Below are 18,360 nucleotides of genomic sequence, written 5' to 3' on the forward strand. Positions count from 1 at the left end.
GTCCCGGCCTTTCCCCACAGCCGGTCCTGCGCCCGGAAACAGCATCCGAAAGGGACGGGAAGAGTGCTTCTCGACAACGCTCTTGTCCAGTATTACGAAGAGATTCGCGCGGCGTTACGGGACCTCCTGGGAGACCAGGAACGCCAGGACACCGGCGGCTTCACGCCAGGTGTCGAACTGCCCGACCTCACTCCGGCCGTGCGCGCATTCCTGTCGGCCTCGGGTCTCGCCCACGCCGAGATGCCGTCGTACCGGGGCAGACGCCTCGCCCTGCTCGACCTCGCCAGGAACCCCGCCACGATGACGACCAAGACCTTCGCCTCGCTGGTCATCGTGGCCAGGGCGGTCCGGTTCATCCAGGACACCGGCCAGCGGGTCACCATCGTCACCCCCTCCTCCGCCAACAAGGCCATCGCCCTGCGCGACGCGGTGCTCCGGGCCCTGCGCGCCGGCCTGGTCGACGCCGACCAGCTCAACGTCGTCGTGGTGGTCCCCGAGGGCTCGGTGGCCAAACTGCGGACCTCGGAGCTGTTCACCGACCCCGGGCTGCGCGCCCGCAACCCCGTCGCGGTCTACGGCGGCCCGGTCCCCGGCACCGTCAAGTCCCTCGCCCTCCAGCTCGTCGACCAGTTCCGCGACGTCCTGGAGAAGGCGGGCGAGACCAACCTCTGGTACACGCTGCAGCTGGAGAACTACCTGGCCGCGGACGTGGTCAGGGCGCTGGCCGAGGCCGAGCGGTTCCCCGCCGCACCCGGCGAGGCCCGGCTCCACGTGCACGCCGTCTCCAGCGCGTACGGCCTCCTCGGCCACGCCTACGGCCGCAGCCGGCTCCCGGCGGACGTCCGCTCCCGCACCACACCGCCGCACTACCTCCTGGTGCAGCACCTGGGCGCTCCCGACATGGTGCTCAGCCTGTACAACGACGGCTCCACCGACACCGCCGCCCTCCCGGCGTACGACCTCGACCCCGCGAGCGGGATGTTCCGGCAGGAGTCCGACCCGCGGTACCCGGCGCAGACCTTCGACCCGCGCGAGACCCTCGACCCGACCTTCTACACCCGGAACCCGCCCACGTCGCCGCGTATGAACGAGCTCATCCGCACTCAGGGCGGCGGCGGCATCGTCGTCTCGCTCGCCGAGTGCCTGAGCCGCTACGGCCAGATCCGCGCGATGCTCGGCGAGGTCGGCGTGCGCCTGCCCGCCAACCCCACCGAGCTGCGCGAATGGTCCCTCACCATGGCCATGACGGGCATGCTCAACGCGGTCGACCGGGGCCTGGTGAGCGAGCCCGACATCCTCGTGCACGGCTCCGGCAGCTACTCCGCCTCGGACTACGGCCACCTCACCGTGCGCGACCTGCACCCGGTGACCACGGCCGAGGACCTCCAGCACGTGGTGCTCGACGCCATGCCGTCCTCATGACGCCCGCCGCCGTCCCCCCGCCGCGCTCCCCGCTGCACCAGCGGCTGCGCATGCGCACCGGCTACCACTGGCGCAACAGCGGCAACCCGGTGCTCACCCACGCACGGACGGTCTGGGACACCCGTGACCGGGCCGGCTTCCCCGCCGTCCGCTCCGAGGCGGGGGGCCTGTCGGTGAGCTACGCGGGACTGGCCGAAGGGCTCGCCTACACCCTGGAGTTCACCGAACTCCGGCGTGACGCCGATCTCCACCGGACCGAGCGCCGCACCGGGCGCCTGAGCGGAGCCGACCTCGCGGTGCCCGGGCGGCTGCCCGACGCGGACATCGTCATGGTCGGTACGAGCGCCGCCCGCGCCCGCGCCCTGCCCCGGGTCTCCTCCCTCGTCGTGCCGATGCGCGTGCACTTCGTGATCGACTTCGACCCGGACGACCCCGACCGGGCCCGTCGGCTCATCTCCAAACGGGAGCGCTGGCAGTTCCGGCGCGACCTGCGCGAGCACACCTGGACCTGGGGCCTGGACCGGGACCCCGCCGCCTTCGACCGGTTCTACGACCGCTTCTACCGCCCCACCATGTTCCAGCGCCACGGCAGCCGGGAACGAACGGAGTCCAAGGAGGTCTCCTACGAGTGCCTCTTCCGCGGCGGCCGCATGTTCTTCCTCGCCGAGGACGGCGTACGGATCGGCGGAGCCCTCTGCCACTGGGACCGGGCGTCACGGACCCTGACCCTGCGCCTGCTGGGCGTGCTCGACGGGGCGCAGGAGCACTACGACAGCGGCGCCTTCAAGGCCGTCTACCACTTCCTCATCGACTGGTGCGCCCGCCACGACGTGCGCCGGCTGGACTTCCAGGGCACCGAGCCCTTCCTCAGCAAGGGCACCTACCAGTGGAAACGCCGCTTCGGCACCACCGTGATCCTGCCGCCGAACCACTTCGGCGACAAACGGCTGTGGTTCCAGGTCCGCCACGACACCCCGCAGGTACGGGACTTCCTGGTCGCCAACCCGCTCCTCGCCGAACGGCCGGACGGTGCGCTGGAGGCGGTCTACTTCCACGACGACCGGCGCGCCCCGCGGCTCGACTACTCCGCCAGGTCCCCGGGCGTGGCGGCCGTACGCGAGGTGGACCTCGACACGTTCCTCGCGGGAGCGCCACGGCCCTCCCCGGGAAGGGCCCTGTCATGACCGTCCCGTGGTACGGCGCCGCGCCGCCACCGCTGGACATGCGACGCACACTTCCCGCCGTCCAGGAGGAACTGGCCCGGGTGCACGACGGGGAGTACGCCCGCGTGGTACCCACCACGCTGTCCCTGCGGCCGGTCATGCTCCCCCGGTCCTCCTACGACGAGCTGGTCGCGGCCGCCGGCGCGCTCCTGCGGCTGCTGCGCCGGACGCTGCTGGAGCGTGCGCCGTCGGCGGCCGGGAGGATCGCCGCGCTCGGGGCCGACGAGGGCGCGTACCCCCTCGTCATGCCCGGGCGGGTCGAGGAGGACTACGCCACCTGCATCGCCCGCCCCGATGTGATGGTGGACGCCACCGGACCCAAGTTCGTGGAGTTCAACATCGGTTCGGGCATCGGCGGGGTGGTGGACACCGCGCTGCACACGGCCGCGTGGGCGGCGGCGTTCGGCGGTACGGGACGCATGCCGTTCCACGCGGTCGATCCCCTCGCGGTGCGCGACGACCTCTTCGTCCGTGCCGTCCGTGACCTCGGGACCACGCCGGGGGTCGCCGTCGTCGGCACGCTCCGCGACTTCGGCGGGAGCCCCAGCCGCTACCTGGAGCTCCAGGCCGAATCGCTGCGCCGCCGCGGTCTGGCGGCCGAGGTGTTCGAACCGGAGGAGCTCCTCGACGGCCTGGGCCTGCCGGGACGGCCCCGCTACCAGCTCGGCCTGCGCCACTTCACCGTCCAGGAATGGCGCGGTCACGGGATCGACCTCTCCCCCGTACGGGCGGCCCTGGACGCCGGCGTACGGCTGATCGCCACCCAGACCGCGTACATGATCGCCAACAAGAAGGTGCTCGGCTGGCTGTCCGAGGGACGGCCGTGGATGACCGAGCGGGACCGGGCGACCGTCCGCCGGTACCTGCCGTGGACCCGGGTGGTCGCCGACCGTCCCGTCGTCCGGCACGGCCGGACGGTGCCGCTGCCCGAACTGCTGCGGGAACGGCAGGAGGACTTCGTCCTGAAACCGGCCGTCGGCATGAGCGGCCAGCAGGTCCTCGTGGGCCGCTCCTGCCCGCCGGACACCTGGCGCGCGGCGGTGGCTTCGGCCGTCGCGGGCGAGGACCACATCGCGCAGGAGCGGGTGGATCCGGTGCCGTACCGGATGGAGTTCGCCCGCCCGGACGGCCGCGGCAGCTACGAGGCGGAGGTGACACCCGTGTTCAGCCCGTTCCTGTTCGACCAGCGGGACGCCGGCTGCATGGTGCGCTACCTGCCGCCCGGCCGGAACGGCGTGGTCAGCATCCACGGCCACGGGGCCCTGCCGAACGTGGCGTTCGCCCTGCGATGACCCCCCAGGCGGCTCTCCCCCGGAAGGACGGCATGACGCTCTTCTCACACGCCCGCTACGGATCGCTCTCCGTGTCCTACACGGACGGGCTCGACGGCGGCGGCAACACGTTCGGCCGGGCGTACGAGCCGTTCGTGCGGGACCGGATCGGCCGGGTCGGCTCGGTCTTCGAATGGTGCGCAGGTCCCGGGTTCATCGGCTTCTCCCTGCTGGCGGCCGGCCTCTGCGACCGGCTCGACCTGGGTGACGTGAACCCCGACGCGGGGGCCGCCGTGGGACGGACCGTGGCCGAGAACGACCTGCACGGGCGGGTCCGCTTCCACCTGTCCGACGGGTTCGAGGCGGTGCCGGACGACCTGCGCTGGGACCTGATGGTCGGGAACCCGCCGCACGTCAACGCGGCCGCGGCCGCCTCGCACTACCAGCGCACCCGCTCCCCGCTCATTTGGAAGGACACCGACTGGGCCATCCACCGCGACTTCTACGCCGCCGCGCCGGGCCGGCTGCGGCCCGGCGGTTCCGTCCTCGTCCAGGAGAACCACCGGTTCTCCACCCCGGAGGACTTCACCGGGATGGCCGAGGAGTCCGGCCTGGAGGTCGTCGGGGCCTTCGCGTGCGGAGCCGGATACGAGGACTACTACTTCCTCTGGTCCCGGCTGCCCTCCCCCGCCGGATCCAGCTGACCCGTAAGGAGATCCCGCACCATGCTGCGCACCATGATGAAGTCCAAGATCCACCGGGCGACCGTGACCCAGGCCGATCTCCACTACGTGGGTTCGGTCACCGTGAGCGCCGACCTGATGGAGGAGGCCGACCTGCTCCCCGGTGAACAGGTCGACATCGTGGACATCGACAACGGCGCCCGGCTCACCACGTACGTCATCGAAGGGCCGCGCGGCCACGGGGTCATCGGCATCAACGGGGCCGCCGCTCGCCTGATCAGCCCCGGGGACCTGGTCATCCTCATCGCCTACGCCACGGTCACCGACGACGAGGCCCGGGCCCTCAAGCCCCGGGTGGTCTTCGTGGACGAGCACAACCAGGTCGTGAGCCTGGGCGACGACCCCGCAGAGGTACCGGACGGCTTCGGCCTGCGGTCCGGCGGCCGGACGAACCCCTGACACGGCCCGCCGCTCACCGACGAGAGAAGGACGGACGGCAGATGAACCCCGTGATCACATGGATATACGAGGCCGAGGACACGGACCCGACGCAGATCGAGGCGTTCGAGGAGAGCATCACCCGGCGCTACTCGGTGCTGTCGCGGCCCCGCGGCCTCGACTTCCGGGTGATCAGGGCGGCCGACCTGGTGCCGTCCTCGCTGGACGGACCGGTCCTGCGCTACCGCGGTGAGGACCTGCTGGAGCAGCGGCAGTGCTTCATCGTCGAGGACATGGCCGTCGCTCCGCAGGGCGTGCAGGCGCTGCGCGCCGTCTACCGCACCATCCGGGCCAGCGGTTCCGTCCTGCTCAACCGCTCCTTCGACGGACCCGACTACCTGGAGCGCGACAAGCTCGCGCAGCTCCAGCACGCGAGCACGCTGGACATCCCCACCCCGGGCACCGTCACGGTGCCGGCCGGCAGGTACGCCCGCCGGGCGATCGAGGAGGTGCGGCGGACGCTCGGCGACGGCCCCTACGTCGTCAAGCCGCGCGAGATGACCGGCGGTTACGGCGTCCTGCGGGTGGAGTCCGACCAGCAGCTCGCGGCGACGATCGACATCGTCGCCCAGACCGGCGCCGGTTACATCGTCCAGCCGTTGATCGAGCACCACGGTGACATGCGCGTGTTCGTCGCCGACGGCAAGGTCGTCTCCTCGCTCACCCGCCGCCCCCGACCGGGCGGCTACCTGGCGAGCGTCAGCCAGGGCGGGAGCATCGAGGTCAACGAGGACCACGTCCAGGTCGCCGACCACTGCGCTCGCATGGCCGAGGACCTGCGGGCCGAGTGGATGTGCATCGACTGGCTGATGACCGACTCGGGGCCCGTGCTCAACGAGTGGAGCACGGCCCACGGCGGCTTCACGATGATGCCGGAGCCGGAGCTCGGGAAGGTGGCAGACGCCTTCTTCGGCTGGATCCGCCGGCAGCTCGACGCGGGCCCGCCCGCGCGCTGAGCGGGAGCCCTGGCGAGGCGAAGCGGCCCGCGCGCCGCACCGGTCCGCGCCGCACCTGCCGTCGGGCAGGGCGGCGCGGACCGGTGCGTGGTGGCGGCGCTACTCCTTCGGGGCGGCCGGGCCCAGCGCCCCGAGCAGCCGTACCGCCCAGACCAGGACGGCGGCCAGGGTGATCGCGACGACGGCCGTGGCCATCCCCGCCCTGATGCCGGCGTTCACGGTGACGGTGCTCGCCACCAGGGCGCCGAGCGGCACCCCGAGGCCGGAGGACAGCATCCGGCGGGTGGTGTTGACCCGGCCCTGGAGCTCGGCCGGTGTCACCTCCTGGGAGTAGGTCATGGTGTTCACCAGGACGACGAGGTAGGCCGTCCCCCACACGGTGAGCGCCACCAGGGCGACCCGCCAGTCGGTGGTGAGGACGACCACCAGGCCCAGCAGCGCCCCGGCCGGCAGCACCAGGAGCAGCAGGGGGAAGGCGTCGAAGCGGCGCCGCAGCCGGGGCAGGAGCAGCGATCCGCCGATGCCGCCGGCGCTCCAGGCCATGTAGAGCAGGCCGATCCGCCCGTCGGAGCCGTGGATGCCCAGCACCCGGTCGGCGAAGACGACGAGCTGGCCGACGATCGCGCCGCCGGAGAACGACTGGAGGGTGCCGACCACGGTCATGATCCGCAGCGTGGGGTGGCCGGCCAGGAAGCGGAGTCCCTGCCCGACGGATTCCTTCAGCCCCGGCCTCTCGGCGGCCGCGGGAGCGGGCCGGGGCGGGACGCCGGTGACGGCCCGCAGGAGCAGCGCCGAGACGGCGAAGGTCAGGGCGTCGAGCGCGAGCGTGCCGGCGGGGCGGACGAGCACGATGAGGCCGCCGGCCAGGGCGTTCCCGGCGATCCGGACGACGGTCTCGGCGCCGTAGAGCGCGCTGTTGGCCCGGGCCAGGCCGTCCTTCCCGACGAGGTCCGGGACGAACCCGTACACGCCCGCGTCGAAGAACAGGGCGAGCGTGGCGGACAGGAACGCCACCACCACGACATGCCCGGCGGTGAGCCCGCCCAGGGCCCAGGCCAGCGGTACGGAGCCCAGGCACAGGGCGTTGAGCCAGTCGGTCGCCACCATCAGGGTGCGGCGGTCCACCCGGTCCGCGACGGCGCCCGCGATCAGGCCGAAGGCCAGGTAGGGCAGTGTCGCGGAGGCGGCGACCAGGGCGACCAGCAGGGGGGAACCGCTCTCCTGGAAGACCAGGACGGGCAGGGCGACGGTGGTGATGGCGGAGCCGAGCCCGGAAACGGTGCGGGAGAGCCAGAAGTTGCGGAATCCGGGGACCCGGCGGAGGGGCGTGATCTGGGACGTGGTCATCGTGTGATCGGCTTCATTCCTGCGTCGGCGATGGGGTGGGATCCGGTCGAGCGGGGGCACGGGAGGGTCATGTCGTCGCGTGCACCGGGAGGTCCTCCAGGACGGGCGGTACGGGACCGGGGTGCAGGACGTGGAGGCTCCGGCCGGCCCGGGTCAGGGCCACGTAGAGGTCGCTGAGGCCGCGGGCGGAGCCGTCCAGCATCCCCTGGGGGTCGGCGACCACGACGGAGTCGAACTCCAGGCCCTTCGCCTGGCGGACGGTCAGGACGACGACGGGCTGTTCGAGGTCGGCGTCCGCGCCCCAGGAGGTACCGGGCACGGCCTCGGCGACGGCGGGGGCGAGCCGGTCGAGGTCGGCGGAGGGAACGATCACGGCGACCCGGCCGCCGTCGCCGGCGCAGGCGGCCGCCGCCTCGGCCGTGACGGCGGCCAGCCGGGCCGGGAAGTCCTCGGCGGTGGTGCCTTCGCGGCACGGCGGGGCCGCGCCGTCGCGGACCGCCCGGGCGGGGGCGAGATCGGGGGCGATCGCCGCCAGCACGGGGGCGGCGGCCACGACGATCTCGGCGGGGGTGCGGTAGTTGACGGTGAGTTCCTCCCGCCGCCAGCGCGTGCCGAAGAACGGCGAGAGCGCCTCCTGCCAGGAGGTGGAGCCGGCGGCGTCGCTGGACTGTGCGGCGTCACCGACGACGGTGAAGGAACGGGTGGGGCAGCGGCGTACCAGCAGCCGCCAGGTCATCGGTGACACGTCCTGTGCCTCGTCGACGATGACATGGCCGAAGGTCCAGGACCGGTCCGCCGCGGCCCGCTCCGCGACGGTGCGCAGATCGGCGCCCGTGTGCCAGGCGGCGAGCTGTTCGGCGGTGACCAGGTCGGCGGCGTTCAGCCGCTCGTCCCCCTCGGCCGGGCCGTCGTCGCCGCGGGAGGCCCGGGCGATGTCCAGGACGCCTTGCGCGTAGTCCTGCCGGGCGTCGCGCCGGGCCGTCTCCCGTTCGGTCTCGACGCGGTCGTCGGAGCCGAGGAGTTCGGCCGCCTCGTCGAGGAGGGGTACGTCGGAGAGGGTCCACGGGGCGTCCGGCCGGCGCAGCAGGAGCGCCCGCTCGGCCTCGGTGAGGCAGGGTGCCGCTTCGGCGAGGCGGTCGGGGTCGGTGAACAGCTCGGTCAGCAGCCGCTGCGGGGTGAGGACGGGCCACAGCAGGTCCATCAGCTTGCGGGCCACCGGGTCGCGGGGCAGCATCTCCAGCCAGTCGGCCTTGCGTTCGGCGAACTCGACGGGCTCCTGAGCCCGGAGGTCGTACACGGACGCGTCGTCCCCGAACACCCCGGCCAGGTCCTGCTGGACGGCGCGTTCCAGGGCGGCGACGTCGACCTGGTCGGCGAGGACCTCCTCGAAGCCGGCTTCGATGTCGCCGATGACACGGGCGAGCCGGTCGGCCAGTTCGTCGAGGACGGCCTCGCGGAAGGCGGGCCGGGCGAGGTTGTGCGGGACGCCGCCCTCGGTGGCGCGGTCGGCCGCGTCGGTGAGGAACCGCCGAGTGAGTCGGACGAGTTCACCGCCGATGGCCACGTCGACCGGACCGGTGACCGCGGCCTGCCGGGCCCGTACGGCCCGTTCCAGGACCTCGGCCATGGCCAGGCGGCCCTTGATCTCGGCGACGGCCGGCGGCTCCTCGGCCCTGGCCAGGAGGCCGGGGTAGAGGCCGCCGACGGAGGAGAGCAGCACGCTGGTCTCGCCGAGACCGGGCAGGACCTGGCCGATGTAGTCGAGGAAGACCGAGTTGGGGCCCACGACCAGGACGCCGCTGCGCTCCAGGCGCGGGTGGGTGTAGAGCAGGTAGGCGGCGCGGTGCAGGGCCACGACGGTCTTTCCGGTGCCGGGACCGCCCTGGACGACCATGACCCCGGTGTGCGGCGAGCGGATGATGCGGTCCTGCTCGGCCTGGAGGGTGGCGACGGCGTCCTGCATCCGGCCGGTCCTGCTCTGTCGCAGCGCGGCCAGGAGGGCGGCCTCACCGGAGAGGCGGGTGTCGTCGGGGACGGCCGAGAGGTCGGCGAACAACTCGTCGTCCACCCGCAGGACGCGGCGGTTGCGGGTGTGCAGATGGCGGCGCAGCCGGACCCCTTGGGGAGCCGCCGCGGTCGCGGTGTAGAAGGGCCGGGCCGCGGGGGCACGCCAGTCGACGAGCAGGGGATCGTCGTCCGGGCCGACACCCGGGACGCCGATCCGCCCGACGTAGAGCCGGTCACCGACGGTGCGGTCGAGCCGGCCGAAGCACAGTCCGTTCTCGGCGGCGTCCAGAGCGGCCAGGTGCCGGGCGAGCCGCGCCGCCGCCGTACCGCGTTCCACCTGTCCCTGGGCGGTGCCGGCGGGCTCGCGCAGCACGGCACGCAGCTCGCGGTCGATCTCCGCGCGCTGCACGGCGATCTGATGGTGGACCAGATCCAGGTGCTCCTGTTCGCGTCGGGTGTCCGCCGTCTGCCGGCCGGCCGGCCGGTGCAGCGAGGAAGAGGTCATGAGGGCTCCATGGCAAAGGGGTTCAGGGCGAAGGGGTTCATGGAAAGGAAATGGCTGCGTGGAAAAGGGCGTGGAACGACGATCGACCCCTACCTCGGGCATCTGCCGTGGTAGGGGTCGATCGGAAAAGCTGCTGTGGTCTCCCGTGCTCCGGGAAGCGGTGTGTGCTGCGGTGGCGCCGGAGCGCGATGCGCGAGCTGCGCGGGGAAACGGCCCGAAGGAAGGGGACCTTGAGGGACTATAGCAGATCGCGCTGCGAGAGTGCCGCGTGGTGCCGCGTGGTCAGGCCGTGAGGTGCAGGACGCACACGTCGTCGCGCCGTTCCTCCCGGTCGGGCAGGTCCGCGAGGATGGTGTCGAGCAGGCGGTGGCCCGGGCCCCGCGGTGCTGACGCATCGCCGGCCACCGTGTCGGCGAGGCGGGTGAGGCCCTTGTCGATGTCCTCGGTCGGGCGTTCGACCAGGCCGTCGGTGAAGAGCAGCATCTGGTCGCCGGGCCGGAGAGCGACGGCGGCCTCGGCGTAGCGGCCGTGGACGGTCGCGCCGAGGAGGACGCCCTCGGGCCGGGGCAGGTAGTCCGCCCGGCCCTCGCGGAGCAGGAGGGGCGGGGGGTGGCCCGCCTGGGCCCAGGTCATGCGGCGGGTGCGGGGGTCGTAGCGGGCCACGATCACGGTGGCGGTGGCGATGTGGCTGTCGGCCATGTGCAGGAGCAGGGTGTTCAGCCGGTCCAGGATGTCGGTGAGCGGCGTGCCGGTCACGGCCATGCCCTTGGCGGTGAAACGGAGTTGGGCCATGGCCGCGACCGAGTCCAGGCCGTGGCCGGCCACGTCGCCGACCACGAGGAAGGCGCTGCCGTCGGGGAGTTCGATGGCGCTGTACCAGTCGCCCCCCACGCTCAGGGCGTGCTGGGCGGGCTCGTACGCGATCTCGACGTGCAGCCCGGCCAGTGCCAGGGACTGCTGGGGCAGCGGGAGCAGGGCGTGCTGCAGTCGGGCGGCGAGGTCGCGCTCGGCCTGGAGCTGGCTGCGGTGCGCCGTGACCGCCATCTGCCGCCGCACCAGCTCCTGTTCGATCCGCTTGGTCGCGGTGATGTCCTGGACGATGCCGTGGGCCAGGACCGGTGTGCCTTCGGCGTCCTGCTCGGCACGGGCGACGAGCCGCACGTGCCGGACGCCGGCGGGAGTGGTGATCCGGAAGTGGTGGTCCACGGACAGGCCTTCGGCCAGCAGGCGGCGCAGGTGCCGGTCCAGGTCCGGCAGGTCGTCGGCGAGGACGAGGCGGGGCAGCTCCGCCAGGGACAGCGGTCCGTCCCGCAGGTCGCGCGCGAAGATCGCGTACATCTGCTCGGACCAGGTCGCGGTGTGCGCGACGAGGTCCCAGTCGGCCCAGCCGATGTTGCCCAGGCGCTGGATCTCGGCCAACCGTCGGTCCTGCCGTTCGTCGCCGTCCAGCCGCTCCCAGGAGACCACCAGCCGCCCGTGCCAGGGTGCGGCGCGGACCCGGAAACTGGAGCGGTGGGGGATCCCGGCGGCCACCTCCTCGTACGCGAACAGCTCGCCCACCCATGCCCTTCCGGTCTCCAGGGCGCTGCGGTAGCCCTCCCACAACGGGGTGCCGAGCACCGTCGGGTAGGCCTCCAGGACGCGCAGTCCGACGAGTTCCGCACCGGACCGCCCGGCGACGTCCACCGCGGCGGGGGACGCGGCCTCGACGAGGTAGTCCTCCAGGGCGCCGTCCGTTCCGCGCACCGGCGCCAGCAGGGACACCGCGCCGGGCAGCTCCTCCAGCAGGTCCTGTGCCCATCGGGCGGGCGGCCCGCTCCCGGCGGCCGCCGCCTGCTGCGGGGGCCGGGCCGGGGACAGCGGTGGCGGGAGCGGCGGACTTCCGGCGCCGTCCACGCGGGGGCGGGCGGCCGTGGGGGATCCGGTCCGGTGCAGGCGATGGAGGAGCCGCCGCGCTTCCGCGGCGAGCGGACGTCCGGCCGCGTCGGCGTTCCTGGCCAGCTCCGCGGCGGCCTGCTCGGCGTCGAGGCCGTCGCGCGCCATGAGGGCGCCCTTGGCCCGCTCGACCACCGCCGCCTCCGCCGCGGCCGCCCGGGCCCGCACGAGCTCGCCGCGCAGCCGGGCCACGACCTTGGCCATGGTCCGCAGTTCGTCCGTGCCGAGCTGCCCGGCCACATCATCCATCACGCCTCCGAGCATGGCATGCGGCCGGACGGCCGAACCGCCTCCGGGCCGTCCGCGCACCGGCACCCGGCGGCACGGGCGTGACCGGGCACGAGCGCCTCCCGCCGGGGGCCGTCCGCTGTCCGCGAGGCGTGTGGACGGGCCCGTCGGACGTGTAGAAACCGCAGGTCAGACGGCATGACGGTCCAGTACGGGCGAGGGTGGGCGCGCGGTGCCGTGCCGGTGATGTGCGGGGTGCGGCGGTCCGGGCGGCCGTCCACGGAACGAACTCCGGCGGCCGGCTGTCCACGGAACGACATCTTTCGGTGAGGTCGCCCGAGCCGCACCGCCCGGAGGGCTCCGGCGACGACGGGAACCGGACGTCGTCCCGAGGGCGCCTTCGCGTCCCGGCGCCGTCGGGCATAGGGTTCGAGGCAGCCGCAGGACACAGGACGGACCACGCCCCCGGGCGGCGGGGGCGGCGCGAGGAACGAGGCTCGGAATGGGAACGCTGTCCTTCTGCAGCGCGGATCTGGGCGAGACGGAGGCGTTCCTCTCGTCGGCCTACACCCCGATGAAGATCGGCGGCAAGCCGGAGGGATCACAGGCCCGGATCGTGCGGCACACCGCCGGCGGGCTGATGGTGGACCGGCTGTCCTTCGACTACACCATGGGCTACGACGCCGGGTGCCTGCACCGGGTGTGCCTGGTCACGGTGCACGAGGGGCAGTTCGCCGACACCACGGGCGGCGGCGAGGAACTGTTCGGTCCCGGGGAGACCTTCCTGCTGGCCCCGCACGACCGACCGTACGCGGGAGAGGTCCGCTCGGCCCGGTACACGATCACCATGTTCGACCCCGGTCTGCTGGGCGAGGTGGCCGCCGCCGGTGCCCTCGCCGCCGGCCGGCCGGTGGAGCTGACCGGGCAGCGTGCGGTCAGTCCCGCCGCCAACCGCCTGCTCGGGGCCACCGTCGCCCACCTGCGCGACAACGTCCTCGCCGGGCCGGGCACCGGCACCAGCCCCCTGGTCGCGGCGACGGCCGCGCGGCACATCGCCGCCGTCGCCCTGGAGGCGTTGCCGAACACCGTCACGGACACCGAGCCGGCGCCGGTCGACAGCCGCGACGGGAGCGCCGACACCCTGCGCCGGGCCGTCGCGTTCATCGACGCGCACGCCCATCTCGACATCGGCCTGGCCGAGATCGCCGACTCGATCCCGGTCACCCCGCGCGCCGTGCAGTACGCCTTCGCCCGCCACGCGGGGACCACGCCGACCGGCTACCTCCGCCGCGTACGCCTCGCGCGCGCCCACGAGGACCTGCGGGCGGCGGACCCGGGGACCACGACCGTCAGCGAGGTCGCCCTGCGCTGGGGCTTCGCCCACCACGGGCGTTTCGCCGCCGCCTACCGCCGCCACTACGGGGCGCCGCCCGCCACCACCCTGCGCGGCTAGGTGCACCACCGCGGGTCACCGGCCGGATGCGTCTGTTTGACAGGGCGGTGGCGTGGACAGGCGCGCGGCATGGAGCACTCCCCCGACCCGGCCGGCCGGGTACCCGACGCGGGTGTCAGCGGTGTCAGCGGTCCCGCCCGTTCCGCGACCGCCCGTTCCGCGACCGCCCGTTCCGCGACCGACCGTCCCGCGACCGACCAGGGCGACTCCGTGCCGGAACACGGCGCGCCGGACAGCCCCACGCAGTTGTCCGGCCGCTCGTGGCGGTCGGTGCTGAAACGGACGTGGCGGGAGTTCGAGGACGACGAGCTGCTGGACCGTGCGGCGGCGCTGACCTACTACAGCGTCCTGTCCTTCTTCCCGGCGCTCCTGGTGCTGGTGTCGCTGCTGGGAGTCGTGGGCAGGTCGGCCACCGAAGCGATCCTCGGCAACCTGGAGAAGCTGGCCCCCGGTACGGTGCGCGACGTCGTCGCCGGCGCCGTGCGCCAGCTCCAGGCCGGGGCCGGACTGGGGTCCGTCGTCGCCGTCCTCGGGCTGCTCGCCGCGGTGTGGTCCGCGTCCGGGTACGTCGCCGCCTTCATCCGCGCCGCCAACGCCGTGTACGACATCCCGGAGGGCCGCCCCGTCTGGAAGGTGCTGCCGCTGCGTCTGGCGCTCACCACGGGTCTGATGGTCATGGCGTGCGCCGGGATGCTCATCGTGGTCTTCACCGGCACCCTGGCCCGGCGTACCGGTTCCGCGCTCGGGATCGGCGAGACCGCCGTCACGGTGTGGTCGGTCGCCAAGTGGCCGGTGCTGGTCCTGTTGGCGACGATCATGATCGCGGTCCTGTACTGGGCCGCGCCCAACGCCAAGCAGCGCGGATTCCGGTGGGTGACCCCGGGCAGCCTGCTCGCGCTGCTGACCTGGATGATCTGCTCGGCCGGGTTCGCCGTCTACCTGGCGAACTTCGGCTCGTACAACAAGATCTACGGCACCCTCGCCGGTGTCATCGTCTTCCTCATCTGGCTGTGGATCACCAATGTCGCCGTGCTGTTCGGCCTGGAGTTCGACGCCGAGATGAGCCGGCAGCGCGCCATCCTCGGCGGCCTCCCGCCCGGGCAGGAGCCGTACGTCGCCCCGCGGGACACCCGGGCGTGGCCGGAGCCGGAGGAGGGCGAGGGCGAGGGCGGCGACGGCAACGGCCACGAAGGCCCTGTCGGCGGCCGGTAGCGGGCATCGGCCCTACGCTGGACGTATGGGCACGGGCGGCCGTTTCCACCTCGACCAGGACGGTCATTCCATCACCGTCCGGCTCGTCCGTGCCCCCGGTCCGGTAGAGGTGCTGGTCGACGGGAAGGTGGTCGCCCAGGGCCCGGCCCCCCACCGCGGCACGACGGTCCTGCGGGCCGAGCTCCCCGGGGAGCCGCTGCGCCCGGTGATCCTCACACTGGCCGAGGTGAGGGGCGCCTACCGCTGCGAGATGGAGCTGGGCGGGGTGCGCTACACCCTCCCCCACCTCCCCCTCACCGAACGGTCCCCCGCGGCGCCGACCGCGCCGCACCCGTTGCGGCGGCTGCGCCGGTCCCTGCGCAGGATCGCCCGCCGCGCCGTGAGCGGCAGCGGCCGACACCGCTGACCCGGGACCGGTCGGCGTCCCCCGGCGTCAAGCGCCGCGTTCGGCCTCGGCGAGGGCCGCCCTGCTGACGGCGAGCGAGGGGTGGTCCGGGCCGAGGTACTCCCGTTGGTCGGCGATCAGCGCGGTCAGTTCCGTCGCCGCGCGGGCGCCGTCGCCCGCGGCCGTCCGCCGGCGTGCCAGGTCGATACGGGTGCCCAGGGTGTGCGGGTGTTCGGGGCCCATCACCCGCAGGCGGTCGGCCAGCAGGGGTTCCAGCAGCCGCACCGCCGCTGCCGGGTCGCCGGCACGGGCCGTCCATTCGGCGATGCCCGCTCGGGTCGCGAAGGTGTCCGGACTGTCCGGGTCGTCCTCCTGCTGGACCTCCAGCAGGTCCCGCAGCGCACCCAGGACCGCCGGTACGTCGCCCAGCTCGCCCCGGTGCCGCATCGCCGCGGCCCGGGCCCGCAGGACGTCCCGGTGGCCGGGCCCGTGCCGTGCCTCGGCCTCCCGCCAGGCCTGCTCGTGCAGCTCCAGCGCGCCCTCGTGGTCGCCGGACGCGGAGAGGAAGTTGGCCAGGTGGTTGCGGTTGCTGAGGGTGTCGCGGTGGTCGGCCCCCAGGACGCGGACGCGCAGCGCGTACAGCTCCCGCAGTTCCACGGCCGCGGCCTGCGGATCACCGGCCGCGCCCCGCCACACGGCGGCGCTCTGCCGGGTCTGGAGCAGCTGGGGGTGCTCGGGCGGGTAGCGCAGGGCCTGGTCCTCGTACAGCGAGGCGAAGGACCGTGCCGCGCCCGCGGCGTCCCCGGACTTGGCCTGCCACCAGGCCAGGTGGCCGCGCGTGTCCAGGCTGATCTCGTCGTCGGGCGCGAACCGTGCGTCGACCGCCTCCTTCAGCCGCCGGAAGTGGCGCAGCGCGGCCGCGGCCTGGCCGGACTCCCCCAGGCTGTGGCCGGTCCGGTACAGCACCGGGTGGGGGACGGGGCTGAGCAGGTCCTCCTGCGCGTACCCCGTCAGCACGAGGGCGTTCGCCCGTAACGCCCGGTCCAGGCGGGCCGGGAGCCCGGGTGACTGCCAGCCCTCCACGAGGGCCTGGGCGGCGGCCGTCACGGCGGCCCTCCGCTCCTGGGCGTCCAGACGGTCCCGGGTGGCCCGCTGCGGGAGGGTGTGGATGCGCACCGAGGTCCCGGCCAGCGGATCCGCGAAGCCCGGCTCCCCGGGGCCGGCGGTCCCGCCGGTGTCCGGGCCGGTGGTGGCGCCGGTGGTCGTACCGGTCCGCGGCGGCCGGCGGTCTGCGGCGGCGTCGAGGGTGACGAGGCTGAGCCGGCGCAGGTTGTGCAGCGCGTCGTGGACCTCGTCCCGGGCCTCGGCGCCGCTGACGTGCGGGGCGAGCGCGGCCAGGGCGGGCGTGGCGAGCAGTTCCCCGGGCACGCCGGTGCCGTCCAGCAGGCTCAGCACGTGCATGACGGGCCCGGCGACGCCGGCGGGGCGCAGCGCGTCGGCCCGTTCCACCGACAGCGACCACACGGCGGACAGGGGCAGCGGGTAGCCGTCGGGGACGGTGCCCGGCGCCCGCGGCACCAGGTTCGCGAGCCGGCTGCCCTCCCGGGCCAGGCGTTCCCGGTAGCAGGCCACGGTGAGCCCGTTGTCGAGCAGGAAGGCGGCCACCTGGGCCAGGGCCAGCGGCAGGTGCCCCAGGTCGGCGGCGAGGGCGGCGAGGTCGGCGGGCGGGCCGGCCTGCGCGCCGAGCCGGGCGGTGAGGTAGGCCAGGGACTCCGCGGGGTCGAAGGGGGCGAGGTCGACCACGGTGCCGCGGGCCTGGAGGGCCGCGTCCCGCCGCCGGGTGGTGACCAGGGTGACGCCGGGCGAGGACGGCGGCCACAGCCCGTCGAGGTCCTCGGGTGCGTCGAGGCCGTCGACCACCACGCACCAGGTGCGCCCTGCCTTGGCCAGCCAGCGCTCCAGCCGGGCCGCGGTGCCCTCGGCGTCCTGGCCGACGGTGCCGGTCAGGTCCTCGGCGGCCTCCGCCAGCCCTGCCACCACGGCCTCGCGCGAGGAGGCCGACACCCAGACCACCAGGTCCAGCGTGCCGTCCGCCAGGCGGGCGCGGACGTACTCGGCGGCCGTCTGCGTCTTGCCGACGCCCCCGTCGCCGGTGAGCAGGAACCGCCCCGGCCCCGGTGGCACCCGTACCGGCGGCCGGGGCAGGAACGCCTTCGCGGGTTCCGGGAGGATCCCGAACCGGCGCGGCCAGGTGCGGCCCTGGACCGAGGCGCGGGCGTCCGCGGCCGACCGCGTACCGGTGCGGGCCGCGGACAGCAGGTCCTCCATGTGCTCGTGGCGCCGCACCCACGTGCTCAGGTCGGGCCCGCCCGGCAGGCCGGCGCGCCGGTGCAGCACGGTCACCAGCGTCAGTACGGTCGCCCGGCCCGGCGCGTGCGGCCCGGACAGGGCGTCCCCGATGGTCGACCGGGCCAGCGGCAGGCCCGCCGCGGCGGCGGCCTCCGTCAGCACCCGTACGGAGCCGCCGCCCCGCTCCTGGACATGGGCGCGCAGCAGGCCCTTGAACCAGGCGATGGGGTCCTGCCCGGCGCCCGGCCCGTCGTGCGGGGCCGTTCCCGTTCCGTTCTCGTCGTCGGTCACCGGTCGATGGTAGGAACGGCGGCCGCCGCCACGCCGCCGTTCCGCCCGATCGGTGCCCCCGGGGGCGAGGTCAGTCGCCGCTGCCTGCGCCGCGCCGCCGCCCGGCGCGCCGGCGGCGCAGGCAGCGGCCGCCTGCCCGGGCGGCGCGGCGTACGGCCGCCATCGCTCCGCCCGCGGCCGCGACGAACTGCAGGTACGGGACGACATCGGCCAGATGACCAAGTACCGCGTCGGACAGATGGCTTGCGTTCATCACGTGGGCTCCTCCCCCGCCAGGACCCGTCCCGGGCGGCCCCCCGGTGACGTCCTCCCAGGCTGGGGCCGCGGCGGGTGTCCGACGCCGTACTCGGACACCGTCGGACGGGGCGCGGAGGAGCGTGGCAGCGGAGGTCACGGCGGACATGTTCCCGAAGGCCTTCGACGCGGTGGGGGGCGACAGCGTCGAGGCCGGTGCACCGCCGGGTCCCGGGGCCGGCACCCGCGGGCGGAGGAGCTGCTGTGGCGCCCGGGCCCGTCTTCCGACCGACCCGTGCCGTACGTACGTCTTCCGCCCCGTGCGGTGGCGTGCCGTCGGGGCGTCGGCCGCTGTCCCGCC

General features: G+C 74.2%; 14 protein-coding genes. 9 read left to right on the forward strand and 5 right to left on the reverse strand.

The window, feature by feature from the left end:
* The first annotated feature begins 63 nt into the window (after window positions 1-63).
* From EF918_RS07700 to EF918_RS07720, 6 genes are read left to right on the forward strand one after another with little or no spacing between them, the layout of a single operon-like run.
* On the forward strand, window positions 64-1,422 hold the full coding sequence (locus EF918_RS07700) for a DUF6002 family protein (protein WP_125642830.1): 1,359 nt from the start codon (window positions 64-66) through the stop codon (window positions 1,420-1,422).
* Entirely contained in the window at window positions 1,419-2,606 is a 1,188-nt protein-coding gene (locus EF918_RS07705) for a peptidogalycan biosysnthesis protein (protein WP_125642833.1), read from the forward strand. The genes EF918_RS07700 and EF918_RS07705 overlap by 4 nt, the downstream gene beginning before the upstream one ends.
* Window positions 2,603-3,937, forward strand: coding sequence for a hypothetical protein (locus EF918_RS36815; RefSeq protein WP_185921641.1), 1,335 nt, complete (start codon window positions 2,603-2,605; stop codon window positions 3,935-3,937). The genes EF918_RS07705 and EF918_RS36815 overlap by 4 nt, the downstream gene beginning before the upstream one ends.
* 32 nt (window positions 3,938-3,969) lie before the next feature.
* A complete protein-coding gene (locus EF918_RS36820) occupies window positions 3,970-4,620 on the forward strand; it encodes a methyltransferase (protein ID WP_185921642.1) in 651 nt (216 codons plus the stop codon).
* A 21-nt stretch (window positions 4,621-4,641) separates the two neighbouring features.
* The gene (gene panD, locus EF918_RS07715; RefSeq protein ID WP_125642836.1) at window positions 4,642-5,058 is read left to right on the forward strand and encodes an aspartate 1-decarboxylase; all 417 of its coding nucleotides are present in this window, start codon (window positions 4,642-4,644) and stop codon (window positions 5,056-5,058) included.
* 50 nt (window positions 5,059-5,108) lie between these two features.
* A complete protein-coding gene (locus tag EF918_RS07720; RefSeq protein WP_185921643.1) occupies window positions 5,109-6,053 on the forward strand; it encodes a RimK family alpha-L-glutamate ligase in 945 nt (314 codons plus the stop codon).
* A gap of 99 nt (window positions 6,054-6,152) precedes the next feature.
* Here the strand turns inward: EF918_RS07720 and EF918_RS07725 are convergent, their stop codons facing one another.
* The 3 genes from EF918_RS07725 to EF918_RS07735 form a co-directional block, all read right to left on the reverse strand.
* Entirely contained in the window at window positions 6,153-7,400 is a 1,248-nt protein-coding gene (locus EF918_RS07725; RefSeq protein WP_125642843.1) for an MFS transporter, read from the reverse strand.
* A 67-nt stretch (window positions 7,401-7,467) separates the two neighbouring features.
* Window positions 7,468-9,912 carry an ATP-binding domain-containing protein gene (locus tag EF918_RS07730; RefSeq protein ID WP_125642846.1) on the reverse strand — a complete coding sequence of 815 codons (2,445 nt, stop codon included), beginning with the start codon at window positions 9,910-9,912 and terminating at the stop codon, window positions 7,468-7,470.
* Between the two features lie 282 nt (window positions 9,913-10,194).
* Window positions 10,195-12,096, reverse strand: coding sequence for a PP2C family protein-serine/threonine phosphatase (locus EF918_RS07735; protein WP_125642870.1), 1,902 nt, complete (start codon window positions 12,094-12,096; stop codon window positions 10,195-10,197).
* Window positions 12,097-12,577: 481 nt separating this feature from the next.
* Here EF918_RS07735 and EF918_RS07740 point away from each other — a divergent pair, with 481 nt between their 5' ends.
* The 3 genes from EF918_RS07740 (at window position 12,578) to EF918_RS07750 (ending at window position 15,146) form a co-directional block, all read left to right on the forward strand.
* Entirely contained in the window at window positions 12,578-13,528 is a 951-nt protein-coding gene (locus EF918_RS07740; RefSeq protein WP_125642849.1) for a helix-turn-helix transcriptional regulator, read from the forward strand.
* A gap of 69 nt (window positions 13,529-13,597) precedes the next feature.
* On the forward strand, window positions 13,598-14,740 hold the full coding sequence (locus EF918_RS07745) for a YihY/virulence factor BrkB family protein (RefSeq protein WP_125642852.1): 1,143 nt from the start codon (window positions 13,598-13,600) through the stop codon (window positions 14,738-14,740).
* A 25-nt stretch (window positions 14,741-14,765) separates the two neighbouring features.
* The gene (locus EF918_RS07750; protein WP_185921644.1) at window positions 14,766-15,146 is read left to right on the forward strand and encodes a hypothetical protein; all 381 of its coding nucleotides are present in this window, start codon (window positions 14,766-14,768) and stop codon (window positions 15,144-15,146) included.
* Window positions 15,147-15,173: 27 nt separating this feature from the next.
* Here the strand turns inward: EF918_RS07750 and EF918_RS38975 are convergent, their stop codons facing one another.
* Window positions 15,174-17,765, reverse strand: coding sequence for a tetratricopeptide repeat protein (locus EF918_RS38975; RefSeq protein WP_125642855.1), 2,592 nt, complete (start codon window positions 17,763-17,765; stop codon window positions 15,174-15,176).
* Between the two features lie 70 nt (window positions 17,766-17,835).
* Entirely contained in the window at window positions 17,836-18,018 is a 183-nt protein-coding gene (locus EF918_RS07760) for a hypothetical protein (RefSeq protein ID WP_125642858.1), read from the reverse strand.
* Window positions 18,019-18,360 lie beyond the last annotated feature (342 nt).

The organism is Streptomyces sp. WAC06614 (assembly GCF_003949795.1).
Classification (GTDB): domain Bacteria; phylum Actinomycetota; class Actinomycetes; order Streptomycetales; family Streptomycetaceae; genus Streptomyces.

Excerpts from the sequence above, each read along its gene's own strand:
- EF918_RS07745 (WP_125642852.1), top strand. The coding sequence starts at position 13,598 with ATGGAGCACTCCCCCGACCCGGCCGGCCGGGTACCCGACGCGGGTGTC.
- EF918_RS36815 (WP_185921641.1), top strand. The coding sequence starts at position 2,603 with ATGACCGTCCCGTGGTACGGCGCCGCGCCGCCACCGCTGGACATGCGA.
- panD (WP_125642836.1), top strand. The coding sequence starts at position 4,642 with ATGCTGCGCACCATGATGAAGTCCAAGATCCACCGGGCGACCGTGACC.
- EF918_RS07725 (WP_125642843.1), bottom strand. The coding sequence starts at position 7,400 with ATGACCACGTCCCAGATCACGCCCCTCCGCCGGGTCCCCGGATTCCGC.
- EF918_RS07730 (WP_125642846.1), bottom strand. The coding sequence starts at position 9,912 with ATGACCTCTTCCTCGCTGCACCGGCCGGCCGGCCGGCAGACGGCGGAC.
- EF918_RS07750 (WP_185921644.1), top strand. The coding sequence starts at position 14,766 with ATGGGCACGGGCGGCCGTTTCCACCTCGACCAGGACGGTCATTCCATC.
- EF918_RS36820 (WP_185921642.1), top strand. The coding sequence starts at position 3,970 with ATGACGCTCTTCTCACACGCCCGCTACGGATCGCTCTCCGTGTCCTAC.
- EF918_RS07740 (WP_125642849.1), top strand. The coding sequence starts at position 12,578 with ATGGGAACGCTGTCCTTCTGCAGCGCGGATCTGGGCGAGACGGAGGCG.
- EF918_RS07735 (WP_125642870.1), bottom strand. The coding sequence starts at position 12,096 with ATGGATGATGTGGCCGGGCAGCTCGGCACGGACGAACTGCGGACCATG.
- EF918_RS07705 (WP_125642833.1), top strand. The coding sequence starts at position 1,419 with ATGACGCCCGCCGCCGTCCCCCCGCCGCGCTCCCCGCTGCACCAGCGG.
- EF918_RS07760 (WP_125642858.1), bottom strand. The coding sequence starts at position 18,018 with ATGAACGCAAGCCATCTGTCCGACGCGGTACTTGGTCATCTGGCCGAT.